This window comes from Kitasatospora purpeofusca (genome assembly GCF_034043715.1).
GTDB classification, from domain to species: domain Bacteria; phylum Actinomycetota; class Actinomycetes; order Streptomycetales; family Streptomycetaceae; genus Kitasatospora; species Kitasatospora purpeofusca_A.
The window spans coordinates 1-19,845 of record NZ_JAXCLC010000021.1 but is presented as its reverse complement, the minus strand read 5'-3'; the positions used below and the strand labels follow the sequence as shown (position 1 = coordinate 19,845).

Annotated in this window: 7 protein-coding genes and 1 pseudogene; 5 read left to right on the top strand and 3 right to left on the bottom strand. The window is 71.5% G+C overall.

Annotation, left to right across the window (positions count from 1 at the left end; translation table 11 throughout):
• The first annotated feature begins 183 nt into the window (after positions 1 to 183).
• The 5 genes from SM793_RS13335 to SM793_RS13315 all read left to right on the top strand — a co-directional run bounded on the left by SM793_RS13335 (position 184) and on the right by SM793_RS13315 (position 13,976).
• Positions 184 to 6,921, top strand: coding sequence for a DEAD/DEAH box helicase (locus tag SM793_RS13335; protein WP_320438363.1), 6,738 nt, complete (start codon positions 184 to 186; stop codon positions 6,919 to 6,921).
• Complete coding sequence (locus SM793_RS13330; protein WP_320438362.1) at positions 6,918 to 9,239, top strand: UvrD-helicase domain-containing protein; 2,322 nt, start codon at positions 6,918 to 6,920, stop codon at positions 9,237 to 9,239. The genes SM793_RS13335 and SM793_RS13330 overlap by 4 nt, the downstream gene beginning before the upstream one ends.
• A gap of 168 nt (positions 9,240 to 9,407) precedes the next feature.
• Positions 9,408 to 11,111 carry a hypothetical protein gene (locus SM793_RS13325; RefSeq protein ID WP_320438361.1) on the top strand — a complete coding sequence of 568 codons (1,704 nt, stop codon included), beginning with the start codon at positions 9,408 to 9,410 and terminating at the stop codon, positions 11,109 to 11,111.
• Between the two features lie 133 nt (positions 11,112 to 11,244).
• Positions 11,245 to 11,907, top strand: a complete 663-nt coding sequence (locus SM793_RS13320; RefSeq protein WP_320438360.1) for a hypothetical protein — start codon at positions 11,245 to 11,247, stop codon at positions 11,905 to 11,907.
• Positions 11,904 to 13,976: an Hsp70 family protein gene (locus SM793_RS13315; RefSeq protein ID WP_320438359.1), complete on the top strand. Its 2,073-nt coding sequence runs from the start codon at positions 11,904 to 11,906 to the stop codon at positions 13,974 to 13,976. Before SM793_RS13320 ends, SM793_RS13315 begins: the two co-directional genes overlap by 4 nt.
• Positions 13,977 to 14,322: 346 nt before the next feature.
• Here the strand turns inward: SM793_RS13315 and SM793_RS13310 are convergent.
• From SM793_RS13310 to SM793_RS13300, 3 genes and pseudogenes are all read right to left on the bottom strand, one after another.
• Positions 14,323 to 14,436: pseudogene (locus SM793_RS13310) on the bottom strand (flavodoxin family protein); the annotation flags it as partial.
• A 42-nt stretch (positions 14,437 to 14,478) separates the two neighbouring features.
• Positions 14,479 to 17,538 carry an acyltransferase family protein gene (locus SM793_RS13305; RefSeq protein WP_413815949.1) on the bottom strand — a complete coding sequence of 1,020 codons (3,060 nt, stop codon included), beginning with the start codon at positions 17,536 to 17,538 and terminating at the stop codon, positions 14,479 to 14,481.
• Between the two features lie 115 nt (positions 17,539 to 17,653).
• Positions 17,654 to 19,303, bottom strand: a complete 1,650-nt coding sequence (locus SM793_RS13300) for a cellulose synthase catalytic subunit (protein WP_320438429.1) — start codon at positions 19,301 to 19,303, stop codon at positions 17,654 to 17,656.
• Positions 19,304 to 19,845 lie beyond the last annotated feature (542 nt).

Sequence of the window (19,845 nt, the reverse complement as noted above, 5' to 3'; positions counted from 1 at the left end):
GGCTCCGATTCCGCTACGACCCCTGACCCACCCGCCTCCGCAGTAGGCTCGGGGCCCGGCAGGTGGCCCTTTCGGCGCCCCCGGGCCCCGGCCGTGACGACTGTCCGTGTCCGACCGTAAACTCACTCCGCGATCACCACCCGAACACCCGGCGGGGAAGAACACGAGGGGGACCGTCACACCGTGAGGCCGACGCTGGAGGCGCGGGCGCTCAAGGAGAGCCTGCTGCAGTACCTCTCGACCACGTACGCGCTGACGGACGAGGGTGCGCGGCTCGCGCTGCACAGCTTCCTCGGCGACGAGACCACCGGCATGTTCCGGGGCCCGTTCCTGCGGATCCGCACCCCCTTCCTCCAGGCCGATCCGGGCTGGCGCGCGTCGCTCGACTGGGCTCCGGGCGACGGCTGGACGCCGTACGCGCACCAGGCCCGGGCCTTCGCCCGGCTCAGCTCGGCGAACGGTCACGTACCGCAGCCGACGATGGTGACCACCGGCACCGGCTCCGGGAAGACGGAGTCCTTCCTGATCCCCGTCCTCGGCCACTGCCGCCGGGAGAAGGCCGCCGGCCGCCGCGGGGTGAAGGCCGTCCTGCTCTACCCGATGAACGCCCTGGCCACCGACCAGGCGCTGCGCATCAACGACTACCTCCGCGACAACGACGACGACCTCGCCGGCGTCACCGCGGGCCTGTACATCGGCGATGTCTCCAAGACCCGGTACGAGCGCGTCGAAACCAACCGGGCGGCCATGCAGGGCTCCCCGCCCGACATCCTGATCACCAATTACAAGATGCTCGACCTGCTGCTCCAGCGCAGCGACGACGCCCCGCTCTGGAAGGGCGCGGACCTGCGCTACGTCGTGGTCGACGAGTTCCACACCTTCGACGGTGCGCAGGGCACCGACGTGGCGATGCTGCTGCGCCGGCTGGCGTCCGCGCTCGGGGTGTCCGAGCCGGACCGCCCGCTCGGCCCGATCTGCCCCGTGGCCACCTCGGCGACCCTCTCCTCCGATGCAGGACCGGACAGCGCGGAGGCCATGCTGCACGTGGCGGGCGAGGTCTTCGGCACACCGTTCACGGCGGACGCGGTCGTCGGCGAGCAGCGGCTCACGCCCGAGGAGTTCATCCCGTCCGACTCCTTCGATCCGCTACCGGTGCCGACCCCGGAGAAGCTCGCGGCGATGGCCGACCCGACGCAGAGCGAAGAAGCGGCGGACGCCCTCGCGGAGGCGTTCACCGGGGAGCGCGGCCTCGACCCGTTCGAACTCGGCGCGAAGCTGAAGAAGCACATCATCACCCAGGCCGTGATGCTGGCACTGGACGGCGAGCTGAAGTCCGTGGACGAGGTCCTGGCCGTGCTGTGGCGAGCGGGGGCCTACTCGTGGGGCCAGGCGATCACCCAACGGCCCGAGCAGGCCGCGGAGGCGCTCGCCCGGTTCGTCGCCCTGCTGTCCACCGCCCGCGCGCCGGAGTCGCGCACCGGGACGCCGCGGCCGCTGGTCCAGATCGAGGTGCACCAGTGGGCGCGGTCGGTGTCCCGGGTGCTGCGCGGCGTACTGCCGTGGCCCCGGGCCGAGTTCCAGTGGGACACCGGTGACGCCCGGCAGGAAGGTGGGCCGGAGGCGGTGCGCAGCGCCCCGGTGACGACCGCGACAGGCGGGGCGGCGGCCAGCCTCTTCCTCCCGGCCGTCTACTGCCGTGACTGCGGACGCTCGGGCTGGGCGGTGTTCACGCCGGAGAGCGACGACCTGGAGGTGGAGGTCACCCCGTCGAAGATCCGCCGGGCCTCCACCAGCCAGGACCGCATCCGGGTCCGGAACCTGATCGCCGCCACCGACGAGGAGGCCCGGCGGGCCTCGGCCACGGCGCCGGTGCCGGCGTCCGCGAGGGACTCCCGGGGCGGCCAGCTGCACGGTGCGGGCGGCGACCTGATGGTGCTGGACGGCACCCGGCGCCGGCTGCGCCTGCCGGACCCGGCCGGCGACTTCGATCCGACGACGGGCGAACCGAGGGTCGGCACGCCCGACTCGGCCTTCGTCCTGGTCAACCGGGGCGCCACCGCGAACACGGCGGCCAAGGAGGACTGGTGCCCGGCCTGCGGCGAGCGCAATGCCGTCCGCTACCTCGGCACCGGCCAGGCGGCGCTCGCGGCGGCCTCCATCACGCGCCTGTTCACCGGTGGTGAGCTCGACGAGAAAGCGGACGAGCGCAAGACCCTGATGTTCAACGACTCGGTGCAGGACGCGGCGCACCGGGCCGGCTTCGTCGCCAACCGCTCGTACACCTTCTCGCTGCGGGCCCTGCTGGTGGCGCACCTGTCGCAGGAGCGGCCGACCTCGCTCAACGACCTGATCGCCGAGGTGATCGCAGGCACCACCGACGCCGACACGCTGGTCGCCGTCGTGCCACCGGACCTGCACGACCTGCGCGGTGTCGCCCGGCTGCTGTCCGGAAAGTCCAAGGGCGACCGGGCGACCTGGCAGCTGATCGGCGAGCGGCTGGCGTTCCAGACCCTGATGGAGTTCGGCCTGCGGGCCCGGCAGGGCCGCACCCTGGAGCTCACCCGCACGGCGGCCGCGCACGTGCGCCTTACCGACCCGGCGGCCGTGGTCGCTCTGGTCCGCGAGGCCCACGCGTCGAGCGTGCCCGCCGACACGCTGGAGCCGGTCGACGACGCCCGCTACCTGGCGTTCCTGCGTGTCTTCCTGGAGCGGCTGCGCTGGCGCGGCGCGATCAAGCACCGCTGGCTGGAGCAGTACCTGTCCGAGACCGGCACCAGCCGCTACTTCGTCTGGGGGCGTCGCCCGCAGGGCATGCCGGCCTTCCCCAAGGGCGTCGCGGCGCCGGTGTTCCTGCTGTCCGGCCCGAAGGAGCGCAGCGAGTTCGACGTGGTGTCCGGCCGGCTGGCCTGGCACGAGCGCTGGGCCGGGCGCACCCTCGGCGTGCCGCGCGAGCAGTCTCCCGCCTTCTGGGGAGCACTGCTGCCCGCACTGCACGACACCGGCCTGCTCTCCGTGCGCACCGCGAAGGACGGCTCCACCCGGATCCACGGTCTCCAACCCGGGGCGATCGACGCCCTGCTGCTGTCCGACGAGGACGTGGAGACGGCGTACGTGCGCTGCCGGGTCTGCTTCTGGGAACAGACGGTGCACCCGTCCCTGCTGGCGCAGTGGCACGACGCCCCGTGCCCGTCCTACCGCTGCTCCGCCGGGCGGCTGGTGGCCGGCACGCACGCGCGGGAGGCGGACGTGCACGCCCGGGACAGGCAGTTCCGGGACGACTACTACCGCCGCCTCTACCACAGCGCGGGTCCGTACCAGGTGGTGACGGCCGAGCACACCGGCATGCTGAAGCGCGAGCAGCGCGAGACCGTCGAGGCGGCGTTCCGCCGGAAGCGGAGTGAGGGGCGGGCCTTCAACGACCCCAATGTGCTGTCCTGCACCCCCACGCTGGAGCTCGGTATCGACATCGGCGACCTGTCCACCGTGGTGCTCGCCTCGCTGCCGCGCACGTCGGCGAGCTACGCACAGCGGGTCGGCCGAGCCGGCCGCCGGACCGGCAACGCCTTCCTGCTGACCATCCCCGAGCGGCGCAAGAGGGACCTCTACTACCTGGACCGGCCCAAGGACCTGATCGCCGGGCCGATCACGCCGCCGGGCTGCCACCTCTCGGCCGTGGAGATCCTCCGCCGCCAGTACCTGGCCCATCTGCTGGACCTCGCCGCCCGGGGCCGGCTCACCGGCGCCGAGGGGCGGGTGCTGCCCGGTCTGCCCCGGAAGGCCAAGGACCTCTTCGGGCCGACCGGCTACCTGGCCGATCTGGTCGAGGCGGCCCTCGCCAGGGGTGAGGCGGCCGTGGCCGCCTTCCTGTCGCTCTTCCCCACCGGCGTCAGTGACCAGGCCGCCGCCGACCTGCGGGAGTACGCCACCGGCGGCCTGCGCGGTGCGATCGAGCAGGCCGACCGCGCCTGGGCGGCCCGCGAGGACACCCTGCGCTCCCGGATCCGCCACATCAACGAGGCCATCGGCGAGTTGCACGAGGCGGATCCGGAGGAGGCCCGCCAGAAGGCCGAACTGGAGGCGGAGCGCCGCGGTGTCGGCCGGCAGCTCGGCAAGCTGCTGGAGGAGACGCCCGGGCAGGGCGCCCTGGTCGAGCTCGGGCTGCTGCCCAACTACGCGCTGGTCGACGCGTCCACGGTGCTGGAGGCGACGCTCTACTGGCCGGAGGAGACGAAGCCCGGCGAACGCCCCGCCTACGACTCCGAGCTGCGCCCCTACGAGCGGCCGCAGCGCCTCGCCCTGGCCGAACTGGCCCCGGGCAACACCTTCTACGTCAACCGGTACCGGCACGAGATCACCGGCCTCGACATCGGCACGGCCTCGCAGCCGGGCTGGCAGACCTGGCGGGTCTGCGCCCAGTGCGGCTACGTACGGACCGAGAACGCCGAGAACGACCGGTCCGCCTGCCTGCGCTGCGGCAGCGGCACGATAGCGGACGACGGCTCGTGCCTGTTCAAGGTCGTCCAGCCCCGGCTGGTCGCCGCGCGGGACAAGCGCGACGACGCCCGGATCCGCGACGACCGGGACGAACGCGACCCGCGCTTCTACGAGATCGTGCATGCGGTCGACATCCCGGAGGAGTCGCTGGAGCGCGGGTCCTGGCGGCACGCGACCGAGACCTTCGGCGTGGACTTCTCCCGCACCGCCGTGATCCGCACGATCAATGTGGGACCGGCCCGCTACGACATCCCGGCGGCCGACGAGTTCGCCGGGCACACCGTGCGGCTCAACCCGTTCCACGTCTGCACCGGTTGCGGCGCCGCGACCGCCGACGGCCGACCGGTCTTCGACCACGACACGGACGAGGTGAGCGCCTCGGCCGCCCGCAACCCCCAGCTCAAGCACCACCGGCCGTGGTGCCCGTTGCGGCGTGGGAAGGCTGCGGGCGCCGACCAGTTGCCCGTTCTGCTGGCGCACGAGCTGCGGACGGAGGCGCTGCGCGTCCTGCTGCCGGCCGCGACCGTCCTGGTCGAGGAGAAGATCCACTCCTTCCGGGCCGCACTGCGGCTCGGCGTGGACGAGCAGTTCGGGGGCGACCCCCAGCACCTGGAGCACACCCTCGCCTCGATGCCGGACACCGGCACCGGCGAGCGGCGGTGGTTCCTGGTGCTGTTCGACGCCCTTCCCGGCGGCACGGGTTACCTGCACCGGCTCACCGACCCCGAGGTGTTCCGGGCGACGCTCCTCAAGGCCCGGGCGGCCCTGCTGGACTGCGCCTGCAAGGACGAGGAACACCGCCGGGCGTGCCACCGCTGCCTGTACCGCTACACCGCCGAGCGGTACCAGTCCAAGGTCTCCCGCGCGGAGGCCCTGGCCCTGCTGGAGTCGCTGCTCTTCGACCGGGAGGGCGGCGACGTGTGGAGGACCACCGAGGTCGCCTCCACCGGCCTGATCGGCTTGGACAAGCAGGTCGAATCCGACCTGGAGGCCCGCTTCCTCGCTGCATTGCGGACGTGGAGCGAGCAGAGCAAGGACGCCGTTCTGGAGGAGGACGGCCGCGCCAGCGGCCACCTGAAGATCAGCGGCATTGAGGAGCGGCTGCATTGGCGGCTCACCGCCCAGCAGCGGACGGCCGGCTCCCGCACGGACTTCACCTTCACCCGGGTCGGCGGCCCCTCCGAGAGCATCAAGGTGTACCTGGACGGACGCCGCTACCACGCGAGCCAGGAGCACAACCGGCTCGCCGACGACGCCGCCGCACGCACCGGGCTGCGCGCCGACGGGTCCGTGGTCTTCCAGCTGACCTGGGACGATCTCGACCTCTTCGAGGGACGCCCCACCCGGAGCGCCCCGGTCTGGCCGCCCTACGACTGGGCCGCCCAGGAGGCCGCCAAGGGCGTCTACGAGGAGCTGGGCGGCAGCCGGCCACAGCTGGCGGGTGCCGTGTTCGCCAACCCGATCGCGACGCTGCTCGGCTACCTCCGCGACCCCTCGCCCCGGTTGTGGGCCCGCCGGGCCAACGCCCTGGTCAGCGGGCTGACCGCACACCCGGGCACTGCGCTGGCCGGGTCCGCCGACCGGCGGGGAGCGCTCCGGGACACCCTGCGGACGGCGCTCGGCCTGCCGGCGTCGGCACCGGAACCCGGCGACGACGGACCGGTCGAAGCGGTGCACGTCCTGCGCAGCACCGACGGCAACGGCCTGCCGCTCGTCCTCGCGGTGCGCGACGCCGACCAGCAGGCACCCGCCTGGACGGTGCTGGCCTGCCTGGACGACGATACGGCGGTCCTGGACACCGACGACCACAAGCAGCGCTGGCGGGCCTGGCTGTACTGGTCCAACCTGCTCCAGTTCCTGCCCCGAGCAGGCGGCGACGGAGTCCAGTTGACGACCGGCCAGGCCGCGACCTTCGGCGTCGACGCACTCGCGGTGTGCGGCGGCGCGGGTCAATTGCAGTCGTCGAGCACTGCGGCGGCTCCGACCATGCCGCCGTCCCCGTCCCCGTTCGAGGAGCAAATCATCGTGCTGCTCCGCGACAGGGCCTGGGACAGCAACTTCCTCCCGGAGATCGACCCGGACGAGGAACCCGCCCTGCTCGACCTGGCGACCCGGATCGCCGACCGCGGCAAGCAGGCCCCGACGGAATTCGGTCACGAACTGGGCGACAGCAGGTGGCCTGCGGACTTCGTCTGGACGGACGACACCGTCAAGATCGCCGTTTTGCCCGTCCCGCCGACCGCACCCGAGGGTTCCGGCGGCGTGGCCGACGACGAGACGGAGCGCCGGATCGCCGCGTACCGGTCCGACGGCTGGACGGCCCGCACCGCGGCCGACTGGCTCGACCACCTGGAAACCCTGATCTCCCTCCTCCCCGACGCGCCCTCGACCGGTGTACCGCACGACCTGGAAGGCTCCTCCCGATGACAGCCCGGCTCAGCCTGTACCAGAAGGCCGAACAGGAGCTCTACAAGCTCGATCACCAGGTGAAGGCGAAGTTCTACGACTTCAGTCACCTTTTCCGGAAGAACCCCTGGCATACGTCGCTGCGGCTCAAGCCGCTCAAGGGCGACGGTCGGATCTTCTCCGCCCGCCTCGACCCCTCGTACCGCGTGCTGCTCACCCGCACGGGCATCGGCGCCGGCGGCGAGGAGAGCTGGCTGGCCATCGCCGTCCGCCACCGCCGCGACGTCTACGAGCAGTTGTCCGTCGCGGTCAACCGAATCACCGGCGAGATCGAGTTCGTCGACCTCTCGGTGGTCGGCGAGAGCGCCCTGCGACGCGCCGGGATCGAACTGACCCCGGCCGAGCCCGAGGCCGAGCCCGACGAGACCCCGGCCGATCCGGCGCCCGCGCCCGCCACCGTCGACCCGGTGGCGGAGCGGTCCGCGCCACTGCTCGCCGCCTACAGCGCCGACCTGCTCCGCGAGTTGGGTGTCACCGAGGCCCTGGTCGAGCTGGCCCTGGTCGTCACCACCAGCGACGAACTCGACCAATTGGTCCAGGGCGCCCCGCTGCTGACCAAGGACGTACTCTACGGGCTGGCCGCCGGGATCCCGCTGGACGACGTCCGGCGGGAGATCACCGCCCCGGTCGAACTGGAGGAACGACCGAACCCCGAGGACTTCGACGCGGCGCTGGCCCGGACCACCGTCACCGTCGTCACCACGGACGAAGCGCTGCGCGCCGCGATCGAGGAGGGTGACTTCCGAGCCTGGAAGGTCTTCCTCCACCCCACCCAGGCCCGGCTGGTCAACCGTGCCTACAGCGGTCCGGCGAGGGTCTCCGGCGGGCCCGGAACCGGCAAGACCGTCGTCGCCCTGCATCGGGTCGCGCACCTCGCCCAGCAGTTGCCGCCCGGCGAGAACAAACCGATCCTGCTCACCACCTTCACCAAGAACCTCACCACCGACCTGCGGGCCCGGCTCGCCTCCCTGCTGAAGCCCGAGCAACTGAGCCGGGTCGAGGTCGCCCACATCGACCAGCTCACCGCGCGGGTCCTCGCCGAGAACAGCCTCGCCGGCCGCTCGCGCAACCGCGTGGAGAACCCGGTCGCGCTCAGGGAGCTGCGGGACCTCCTGCTGGAACTCGACGAACGCGCCTGGGAGCCGGAGTTCCTGCTGGAGGAATGGGAGCAGGTCGTCCTCGGCCAGGCGGTACCGACCCGGACCGCCTACCTCCAGGCCCGTCGGGCCGGCCGCGGCAGGCCGCTGAACCGCTCCGAACGGACCGCCGTCTGGAAGCTGCTGGATCAGTACACCGCGCGCCTCGACAAGCTGAACCTGGAGACCTGGAGCCAGGCCGCCGAACGTGCGGCCCGGTTCGAGATCGACCGCGCCGCGAAGATCTGCGCCCGCGCCGACTACAAGGAGCAGATCGGCGCCCAGGACCTGATCCACCGCGACGCGGAGTCGGGCATGCGGCTCCTCCGCCACCGCTACCGGCACATCGTCGTCGACGAGGCACAGGACCTGGGCCCCGCGCACTGGAAGATGCTCCGCGCAATGGTCGCCGCCGGTCCCGACGACCTCTTCATCGCCGGCGACACCCATCAGCGCATCTACGACAACCAGGTCTCGCTCGGCGCCGTCGGAATCAACATCCGCGGCCGCTCCAGCCGACTCACCCTCAGCTACCGCACCACCAAGGAGATCCTCAACAAGGCGATCACGGTCGTCACCGGCCGGGAGGTGGAGTTCGACGACCTCGACGACGGTAAGGACAACCTCGTCGGCTTCCGCTCCGTCCTCAGCGGCCCGGACCCCGTCCTGGCCGGGTACCCCACCTGGGCAGAGGAACTCGCCGGCCTGGCCGAGACCATCCGGACCTGGCGGACCGAGCTCACCACCGACGAGACCGGACGGACCACACGCGACGCCCGCGGCCTGATCGCCGTCTGCGTCACGGACCGCAACAAGGTCAACGAGGTCATGTACTTCCTGACCACCACCGCCGGCATCACCTGCGCCGAACTCACCAAGGACGGCGCCCGCGGCGACGGCGAGGTCCACGTCGGCACCATGCACCGGTTCAAGGGGCTCGAATACCAGCGGCTCGCGATCGCCGCGGCCGGCGAGGGCATCCTCCCCCGTGCCTTCATCGAGCAGTACCGGAAGACCGACCACGCCCGCTATCAGCGCGAACTCCGGAAGGCCCGGTCGCTGCTCTTCGTCGCGACCACGCGGGCCCGCGACTCGCTGAGCATCTCCTGGCACGGCACGCCCAGCCGGTTCCTGCCGCGCTGATCGGACCGGCAACGTACCCGGGAGGCATCCGAAGGGACACAGCGAAGGCCGGCCGGCTGTACGGCTCCCGGCATCCCTCCCGGTCACCGTCGCCGTGCGAGATCTCAATCGGATGACCAATCAGCAGGACGACCGATTCGGTTGCGCCGATCTGCGTAACCTGATCGAGTGTTCACTTCTGCCGATCCGGTGATCGCCGAGCAGGAAGCCAACGCCGCCGAGACGAGGCGGCTCGCGGCCCAGGAAGAACGCCGTCGGAAGAAGGATCCAGAGGCCAGAACGAACGGCTTTGCTCTGCGCCGATGGCGACTGGTCGGAGTCAACGGCGCAGAGTCCGTCGCGGCCGTTCTCGTCGTACTCAAAGATCTCGCAGCAGCGAACGAGCGAAGCGCACGGCCGGACTCCGACCAGGACCGAGCGTTGTCCGCCGCGCTGGCCGGCGAGCCCGACGAGAACCTGATGGCAGCAGTGGCACGTGCGCTCCGAAGCTGCTCGGCAGAGGAGGTTCTACGCCACTTGCGGACGCTGCGCGAGGCCCGAATAGAGTGGCTCACTCCGGAGGCTTCCGGACGCCTCAACATCCTCGTCTCAACCGCGCCCGAGCGGCGGTTGGTCCATACGCCGCACGTCGTCGATGCGGGCGCTTCCTACGAACTCTTCGTCTCTCTCACGACACGTCGACCGACCCGGTACGTCCGCAAACATCTCGCCCCCCAGCTCGCCACGCTTCCGCTGCCTCTCGTGGACACACTGATCGACATCAGGGCGCTCGACGCGTCCGATCGGCCCTGGGTCGATCGGACGGCCGAGGAGAGCACCTACCTCCGGGCCAGGACCGGCCCGGACCTGCTGACCACCGCGGAGGCCACGGCACTGGCCTGGCCCTCCTTCGACAGACGCCACGCCTTCATCAGTGGCTGGGTGATCCCGAGCGCTGCGGCGGACAGCCATGAGCCGGACCTCTACGAGTACTTGGTAGGTCTGACGGAGGGCGAGACCCGCCATCTGAGCGAGATCGAACTGATACTGCCGGAGCCTCAGCGGGTGGCGCTCCGCGATCTCCGGTCGTACTGCAGTCTCGGGTCCTGGCCGCCACACCTACTGGCCGACCGGGGCCTCTGGTTGCTCATGGAGGCACTCTGGCAGCCCCCGGAGTCCATTGACCCCAGGCTCAGCGCGTTCCACGCCTGGGCGGCGCTGCGGCGCGCCCGCCACCTGTTCCACACCGGTGATCACCAGAGCGCCGCAGCACAGACCACCCGCCTCCTGAAGGTCGACAAGGCCGGACCGGAGTACCGGGCAGAGGCGCTCAACCTCGACGCCTACCGAGCGTTCTGCACCAACAAGCTGGAGGAGGCGGAGTCGGCACTGGGTGAGGCCCTGCGGCTTCTGCCGCCCGTCGGCGCAGCAGGCCCGTCCGACGGCCGCACGCGGTTGGAATCGAACCTGACCGTTGTGGAGCGCCGAAAGAGCACCACGAGGAACAATCGCACACGCTCGACCAACCCCTTCCTGGAGCTCGGACTGCCCCACGGAACCCTCAGCTGGGAGGACTTGTACCGCGAGCTGACAAAAGAGGCCGTTCACGACACCCAGGAGCGTGCCCGGCTCAACGACATACGGGCGCGGATCGAGTCCGTACTGCGTTCGGGGGCGACGGAGGCCGGAGTATTCGTGATTCCGCACGACGAATCCCCCTACCTGGATCCTGACGAACGGTCCAGCCTGCTGGTACCGCCACTCCCACGTCTCGAACGGCGCACCCCCCAGCTCACCGCCCACGACATGGACTCCATTCGCGCCCGCGCTGCCGTCGAGCTGCTGGACGAATTCCTGTCCGCGCCGCCTCGCGTGAACCGTAGACGCGACTGAGGCCGACCGTCCCTTCCTATTGAACAGTCGATAGAGCACCTCATCACCCACACCACGTTCAGGGATACAGCTCATGCCACTGTCACCGCACAGACGGTCCCGGGGCCGGGCCCGGTCCAAGAAGCCCCCGAAGTTGATCCGGTCCCAGAAGACCTGCCTCCAGTGCGGACAGAAACGAGTTCCTCCGTCGATTCCGACCGCCAAGGCCGACGGCTCAAAGCGCAGCCGGCAAGCGCCCGGACCGACCAAAGCCGGTATCACCCCCGCCGACAAGATCCCAGCGCATTCGTCGACATCGGCTTGGATCCGCGAAACCGAACCTCTGGAGCCCGGCACGGTGGTTCGACGACTGATCGCGGCGATACCGGTCGCGCTGGCCGGGGCGAGCGAGGAACTTCGCGACGCAGGCACCACCAGTACGATCACCTCCGCCGTCCGGTCCGCCGTCCTCTCCGAGTTCCGAACCCGAGCCCAACTCACCGGGCGCATCTGTGAGATCGACGCGAGACTGTGGGCCGAGACCGGGCTCTCCCCGACCGGACGCCGGACGATCGACGATCACCTTCTGCAGCTCGGACTGCGACGGGTCACCGACCCTGCCGAGGCCCCTGATCTCTTCGTCGTGACCGAGGGCCACGGAGAGGTGCTCGAACTTGTCCGACCTGCCTACCGTGACGAGATCACTGGCCAAACCGTTCTCGGGGGCCAGCTTCGGCGCCGAGAGGCCGCGGCATCGCAGCATGGCGGTGCGCATTCTGAAGAGGCAGCCCGGAACGCACGAGGTGAGGCACAGTGACCACCACCGGCATCGACTTCGGCACCACCAACTCCGTGGTCGCCCAGTGGAACGGCGAGTTCGCCGAGGTTCTGGAACTGGGTGCGTACGGCCTGGACGCCGACTGGCGTCGACCGGGCTTCGACCTGCTGTTCCCCTCAGTGGTCGGCACAAGCTCATTGCGCGACGGCACCCTCTTCGGATGGGAAGCGAAGCTTCGCTCCGAGGAGGCCGTCGAGGCCAGCAAGCGGCTTTTGCGGTCCGAGGAATTCGTGACCGTGGGCGGTCGCCGCTTCGCCGCCACGACAACGGCCGCAGGAATCTTTCGGAAGATGGCCGAGCTCGCCGAGCGTGAGGCTGCCACCACGATCGACAGTGCGGTCGTCACCGTGCCGGCCAATGCCACTGGCGCAGCCCGGTTCCGCACCAGAGAGGCAGCGAGGTTCGCGGGGATCAAGGTCAAGATGCTGCTGAACGAACCCACTTCAGCGGCGATCTCATACGTCCACGGGCTTCCGGCCTCGGTGGCCGACGGCCAGTTCCTGGTCTTCGACTGGGGAGGCGGCACGATGGACGCCACGATCCTGGTGCACGACAGCAGGCTGCGATTCCTCGACGAAAAGGCCTCCCGGGGCGTGAACAAGCTGGGCGGCATCGAGCTGGACGCTCGACTGCGGCGGCTGGTCCTGGAACGCACACCTCCGCAGCCCCGCTGGACACCCTCCCAGGAGCGGCAGTTCGCACTGGATATCGAGCGCTCCAAGATCCTGCTTTCGCAACAGCCGTCCGTCCTCGTGCCCACACCGGACGGCAGCCTTGTGGAGATCACCCAAGCCGAATTCGAGAACGAGATTCAGGACCTCATCACACGTGCGCTCGATCCCGTCGAAGAGTGCCTGGACGACCTCCGAATGGATCCGGACGAGATCACCGCGGTTTTGATGATCGGTGGTAGCAGCCAGATCCCGGCCGTACGTGACGCTGTCGCCGATGCCCTGGACTGCGAGCTCGTGGATCCTGCAAAGTGCAACCCCCTTACAGCCGTGGCACGCGGTGCGGCAATCACCGCTGCCACACTGAACGGTGAACTCGACGGCGTGGTACAGGTGGTGAACTCCCACGCGCTGGGAACGAGGATCACCGACGACTCCGGTCGCCGAAGCTTCGGCACGGTGATCCCCCGTCGGAGCCCCTTGCCCCGGAAGCTGGAGAGGTCGTACACCCCGCACGACGCACGGGCGACGAGTCTGAAGGTCGAGGTCTGGGAGGGCGACCCGGACCGGCCGCTCGACGACACCGAGAACTTCAAACTGGACACCTTGACGTTGAAGTATCCCGCCGACCACGACCAAAGCAACAGGTCGTTCCGACTCCAGTACACGTACGACGCCGACGGGCTGCTCCAGGTGAAGGCGTGGTTGGAAGGCGTGGCCGAGCCGATCCTCGACCAGACGGTCGACAGCTTCGGCGGCGCCGGAGTACCCCCGGAGGTGGCACGAGAACTGGATGTGCTCCTTGCCGCGAAGGCTCGCGGACGCAACCACCTGCCCGAGCCCACTCACCTGCCTCTGATTCCGCAGCCCAGTACTCCCAGGCCTGCAGCAGCGGCCGGGACCCCCAGGCCGACCGCACCTCGACCGAAAGCCGGGACAACAGCACCGCTGATCGTCGACGGTTCCAATCTGGCCTGGGTATCGGCGCCCAGCCGCCAGGCCGGCGGGCTCCCCAGCATGGCTCGGCTGCAACACGGGATCGCCGAACTGAGGCGACGCTACCCCGGCCGGGCGATCCACGTGGTGGTGGACGCGACACTCCGCCATGACGTCACACCCGAGGAGCGGGCGGCAGTGGACCGGGCAATCGATTCCGGCACGGTGGTCCAGCCTCCGGCCGGCACCGAAGGCCGAGGGGACGCCCTGGTGCTGGACATCGCAAGTCAGGTCGACGGGATCGTCGTGTCGAACGACAACTTCGCACCGTTTCAGGACAGACATCCCTGGCTTCGACTCCAAGGTCGGGTCCTGGGAGCGACCCTGTCCCAAGGAGTATGGGTGTTCAGTCCGCGCACTCCGCCCTCGCGCCGCAGGTGACCCAGGAGGGCCCGGGACCAGCAATCCCGGAGCAGTGGGGCACCCTGATCGCCGGCATCGACGACTCCTCCGCCGATCGGGCGTCCCGGATCGACATTCGGGCAGACGGGGGAATCGCTGTTCGCGGGTGAGGTCCAGCTGGGATCGCCACAGGAGCTGAAGGTGGAGGTGAGAGGCCGACTGCGGCTTTCCATCTCGTACACGGATCCCGCGAACGGTTGCACCATGGGCACCCTTGTCCTGGGCACGCCCACGCTGGTGCCCTGAGCGGAGCCGAAGCACGCCCGCCGACGCTGCTCCCAGGAAGATCCGCCGCGTGGCGGCCGGCACCCTCCGGAGTACGCCCTCAGCCGTGCTCGGGGTCCTCGAAGTCGAAGCGGCAGCCCGCGTCCCACTCGGAGCGCCGGTTGCCGTGGGCCGGGATCCCGCCCGCGCCCTTGATCATCCGCGCGAGGTGGAGTCCACGGACGGCCCCCGCGCTCCCGTGTCCGTCAGTGGGGCGCTACTGCTTCGAGGCCACCGACACGTAGTCCACCCGCATCGGGTGCCCCGGTTCGGTGGCCGGGGTGACGGAGCCGCCGAAGGCGGCCGGGAGGTTGCCGCCGACGGCGACGTTGAGGATGAGGAACAGGCCGTGGTCGACGGCCTTGTCCCAGGTCGCGCGGTCCATCTGCGCGGCCGTGACCCGGTGGTGCTCCCGGCCGTCGAGGTACCAGCGGACCTCCTCGGCGCCCGGCTTCAGGTCGACCTCGACCGCGTAGCGGTGGAAGCCGCTGCGGCACTCGGCGGCGCAGGGCCGGTCGCCGGAGCCGAGACCGCGCGGCTCCTGGCACGGCCCGCCGTCCAGCACGCCGCAGTGCATCGTGCCGAAGACCGCGTCCCGGCCGTTGACCTGCTCCATGATGTCCAGCTCACCGATGGCCGGCCAGCCGGTGTACCCGTTGCGCAGCTCACCGCCCAGGGTCCAGAAGGCGGGCCAGTAGCCGGCGGCGGCCGGACCGGTCACCTCGGGCAGCGCGATCCCGGCCTCGATCCGCAGCACACCGCCGGGCGGCGGGGCGAGGTCGGCGCGGCGGGACTCGATCCGGCCGGAGGACCAGCGGCCGTCCGCGCCCCGGGTGGGCACGATCTCCAGCGCGCCCCGGCCGTCGAGCCGGACGTTGTCGGTCGAGTCGGTCATGGTCTCGACCTCGCCGGTCCCCCACTGCGCGGCCGGGCAGCCCGGGTAGCAGGTGCCGAGGTCGTACTGCCAGTTCGCGGCGGACGGGCGGCTGCCGGCCGGGCCGTCGAAGTCGTCGCGCAGCAGCGAGGTCCAGCCGGACGCGTCGGGCGCCGGGGCGGCGGCACCACCGGCGGCACCGGCGCGCGGCGGCAGGGCGCCCGCGTCCGTCAGCACCCGCTCCAGGCGCGGTGTCAGGACGACGGCGGCGACGTTGGTCAGGTGCGTGTCGTCGCGGTAGAGCAGGATGCGTTCCAGCACCGCCGGGCAACTCCGGCCGCTGCCGGGGCAGATGACGTCGTTGACCGACACCGAGCGGACGCCCGGCACCCGGCCGGCCGCGATCTCGTCCGCGAGCGGGTCCGCCCAGAGCGCCTTGTCGCGCGGGAACTCGCAGGCCGCCGGGTCGTCGGTGTGGCCCGAGACGCAGGCCGGCACGTCCGTCCCGGGAATCGGGGTGTCGCGCAAGTAGACGATCGGCACGCCGAGTTCGCGCAGCGGGGTGAGCGTCTTCGCCCAGCCCTGGAGCACCGACTCGCGGTCGTCGCTGTACCGGTTGAGGGTGGAGACCACGATCAGCCGGGGCTTGGGCCCGGCGGCAAGCCGGGTCAGCGCGTTCGCCCGCCAGGTGTCGCACTCGCGATAGGTGCGGCCCAACTGCGGGTTCACCACCGAGAGTTCCGGCAGCGGGCAGCCCTGCTTGACCAACTCCTCCAGTTCCCAGCGCCGTTCGGCCGCGAGGGCGAGCAGCGAGGAGAACCACTGGCCGGCGTGCGAGTCGCCGAGCAGCACGATCCGGTCCGGGCTGCCGACCACGCCGAAGCGGCAGTCGGGGCTGGTGGTGGCCGCCGGGTCGACCTCGCACTCACCGTCCGGCGGGAAGTCCTTGCGCGCCTGGACGGCGTCCGGCACCACCGCCGGACCGCTCTTGGCCGGGGCCGAGGTGCGCACCAGCAGCGAGGTGCCGTCCGAGGAACCGGGCGGCAGCCCCTGGAGGTCGACCGGCGCCGCCGGGCCGAGCAGCCGGAGCGTCCCGGTGCCGACGACCAGCGCCAGCACCACCGGGATGACCACCGAGGCGAGCCCCAGCGACAGCCCCCGGCGCGGGAGTTCGGAGACGGTGCGGCTGTGCCGCAGCGGCTGCTCGACCCACCGCATCACGGCCGCGGCGGGGAGGGCGGCGGCCGCGGTCAGCGCCACCTTCACCGGCCAGTCCAGCGGGCCGAACTTCGCGCCGACGAGGACCAGCACCGGCCAGTGCCACAGGTAGAGGTTGTAGGAGAGCCGGCCGATCGCGCGCGGGGCGCGCAGTCCGAGGACGCGGTCGACGCCGAAGCCGGGCGCCGCCTCCCCCTCCCGCCCCGGCGTGCCGGCCAGGACGACGGCCGCCGTGCCCAGGGTCGGCACCAGCGCGGCCCAGCCCGGGTACGGGGTGCTGCTGTCGTACGCCAGCACGCACCACACCACGGCCGCCGCACCGCCCCAGCCCACCGCCGCCCGCAGCGGGCGCGGCCCGCGCAGCAGGTGCCAGGGCAGCAGGGCCAGCAGCGCGCCGACGCCGAACTGCCAGACCCTGGAAGGCGTTCCGAGGTAGGCGAGCGAGACGGAGTCGTGCGTCCAGCGCAGCGAGAGCGCGAAGGAGCCGACGGTCAGCACGGCGGCGAGCGCCGCCGCGACCGGCCGCACCGCCCGCCCGCGCCCGTCCGCCCGACCGCGCCGCAGGACCCGCAGCACCAGGTAGGCGGTGAGGGCCAGCAGCGGGCCCCACGCCAGGTAGAACTGCTCCTCCACGGCCAGCGACCAGAAGTGCAGCAGCGGGCTCTCGTCCCGCCCGGCGGCCAGGTAGTCCGTCTGCTGGGCGACGAAGCGCCAGTTGCCGACCGAGAACGCCGCCGCGAGCACGTCGTACTCCAGGTCGGCCCGGCGCAACGGCACCGTCAGCCAGGCGCCGAACAGGGCCACCGCGCCGAGCACGATCGCGGCCGAGGGCAGCAGTCGGCGGGCCCGGCGGGAGAAGAACTCGCCGAGCCGGATCCGGCCGGTGGTGGTGGCCTCGCGCACCAGCAGGCCGGTGATCAGGTAGCCGGAGACGACGAGGAAGACGTCGACCCCGACGAAGCCGCCGGCCAGTCCGGGGACGGCGGCGTGGAAGGCGAGGACGGCGAGCACGGCGAGCGCGCGCAGACCCTCGATGTCGGGACGGAACCCCGCCGGTGGGCGCGCCCGGCCCGGGGCATCGGAACCCCGGGAGAGGGCGCGGCCGAACCGGCCGCCGCGACCGGCGTGACCGGCGGCGGTCCGCGGACCGGGGATGGTGAAGGCGTCCGGCGCGAGCTCGGCCACGACGGCCGGCGGTTCAGGTGCGGCCGGCGGTTCAGGTGCGGCCGGCGGTTCAGGTGCGGCCGGCGGTTCGGAGGAAGGCGACTTGGGAGGTGACGACATGGGCGGTGGCGACCTTTCAACCCAGCCAGGGCAGCATCGGGCGGACCCAGCCGGACGCGAGCAGAGCGGTGAGCACGAGCGTTGCGGTGGCGGCCAGCCCCTCCGGCCAGCGGCGGGGCAGCATGCCGGACCGGGGCGCCTTCGGCCCGGCTGTGACGGCGTCGCGGCGGTCGGTGCCGCGCACCTCGCCGACGAGGTCGCGGATCAGCGGCAGACCGATCTGCGCCTGCACCGCGAGGTAGAGCCCGAGACCCCAGTTGGGGGCCCATCCGTACTGCGCGACGGCCAGGCCGAGGCCGACCGCGGCGGCCCCGATCGAGCCGCAGAGCCATACCAGCGAGACCAGCACGACCTTGCGCGCCATCCCGCCGGACCGGGACTTGCTCCGCGCGGCGGGCGTGGTGGCCCCCGCCGCGTCCGCCCCGGCCTGACCGGCGGCGCCGGTCGGCACCCAGGCCGCGCTGCGCCCGCGCAGGGTGTGCCAGAAGGCGACCCCGGCGGCGACGCCCATCAGCACGTTGGAGCGGATCACCTCGATCCGCCAGCGGGTGCGGCTGACCCGGGGCATCAGCACGTGCCAGAGCCAGAGCGGCGCCAGCATCGGCAGTACGTGCCAGGGCCGGATCTGGTCCGGGTACCAGAACATCATCACCAGCGGCGGCAGTGGCGCGACGAAGATGTTCACGGCGGCGGCGAGGTAGCCGACGATGCCCTCGTAGAAGCAGAGCCGCATCCGCCAGGGCGCGCCGATCCGCTTGAGTTCGGGCGAGCCGAGCAGGTGCAGGTTGCCCATCGCCCAGCGGTACTGCTGGTTGACGTACGAGGCGAGGTTGTCGGGCGAGGTGCCCTTGGCGACCAGCACCGGGACGTACAGCGTCCGGTACCCCTTGGCGTACAGGCCGAGGCCGGTGAAGAGGTCCTCGCTGTGGTCGAGCCGGGCGAAACCGCCGGCCCGGTCGATCGCGACCCGCCGGTAGACGGCGTTGCTGCCGCAGCAGATGGCGGCGTCACTGGCGTCCCTGGAGGGCTGGATCCAACGGAAGAACCACTCCTGCGCGGCACCGGCGGCGCGCTCGATCCAGCTCATCGACTCGTCGGTGTCGAAGCACTGCGGGCTCTGGACGATGCCGATCCGCGCGTCCGCGAAGTACGGGACGAGATGGCGCAGGAAGTCGGCCCGGGGCGCGAAGTCCGCGTCCAGGATGGCGATCAGCTCGCCGCTGCTGAGCGTGAGCGCGTGGTTGAGGTTGCCGGCCTTCTTGAGGTGCCCCCGGTCGGGCCGCACCACGTACCGGTACCCGTGCGCGGCCGCCAGGTCGGCGACCTCCGCCCGGTCGCCGTCGTCGAGCACCCAGACGGTCAGCGCACCGGGCCAGTCGACCTCGGCCACCGCCCGGTAGGCGTTCTCCAGGATGTCCAGCGGCTCACCGCAGGTCGGCAGATAGAGGTCGACGGTCGGCAGTTCCTCCGGCGCCCACGCGTGCACCAGCACCTCGTGGGACTGCCGGGTGAGCCGCCGCTGCCGCAGGCTGTTGACCGAGGACAGCGCCAGCGCGACGACATTGAGCCCCAGCACGGCGAGGAACACCCACAGCGCGGGCGTCCGCAGCGCGAACGTGAACATCGTCCCGGCGGTGAACACGAACGCCGCCGAACTGGCGACCAGCACCCACCGCCGCTGCGGCCCGAAGTACCAGTAGAGCTCCTGGTCGTCCGGCGGCTGCGGCAGATGCGCCGGAGGAGAGGAGGAAGAGGATGAAGTAGACGAAATGGACGTAACTTGTCGGACAGTCATATGGCCCCCACAGCCGTGTTTCTGACAGCTCCAACGGCCACAGTACCGCATTGGTATAGACCATTGGTTCACGGTCCGGGGGCCGGACGTCATCTCCGGGCCACCTCACCCCCTTCCGTGAAGCAGCAGGTCACGGGGGCGTTAACACTCCTCCAACAAGCGCTCCACCCGACCCTCAGGACACCCGGGAACGCCAGCGGGGGGGGGGGGCCGGCGCGCCGGGGGCGGCCCCGGCTGGGGTGGGGGGGGGCGACGGGGGGGGGGGCCGGGGGGCCGGGGCGCCCGGGGAGCCGCCCCCCGCGCCCGCGGCGGGGGGGGGGGGCGCCCGGGGCCGGGCGTGCGATGTGGGGGGGGCGCTGGGGTCGATTGGGTCCCGACGGTCGGCGTGGCGCCGGGTGGTGCCCCTGCCGACG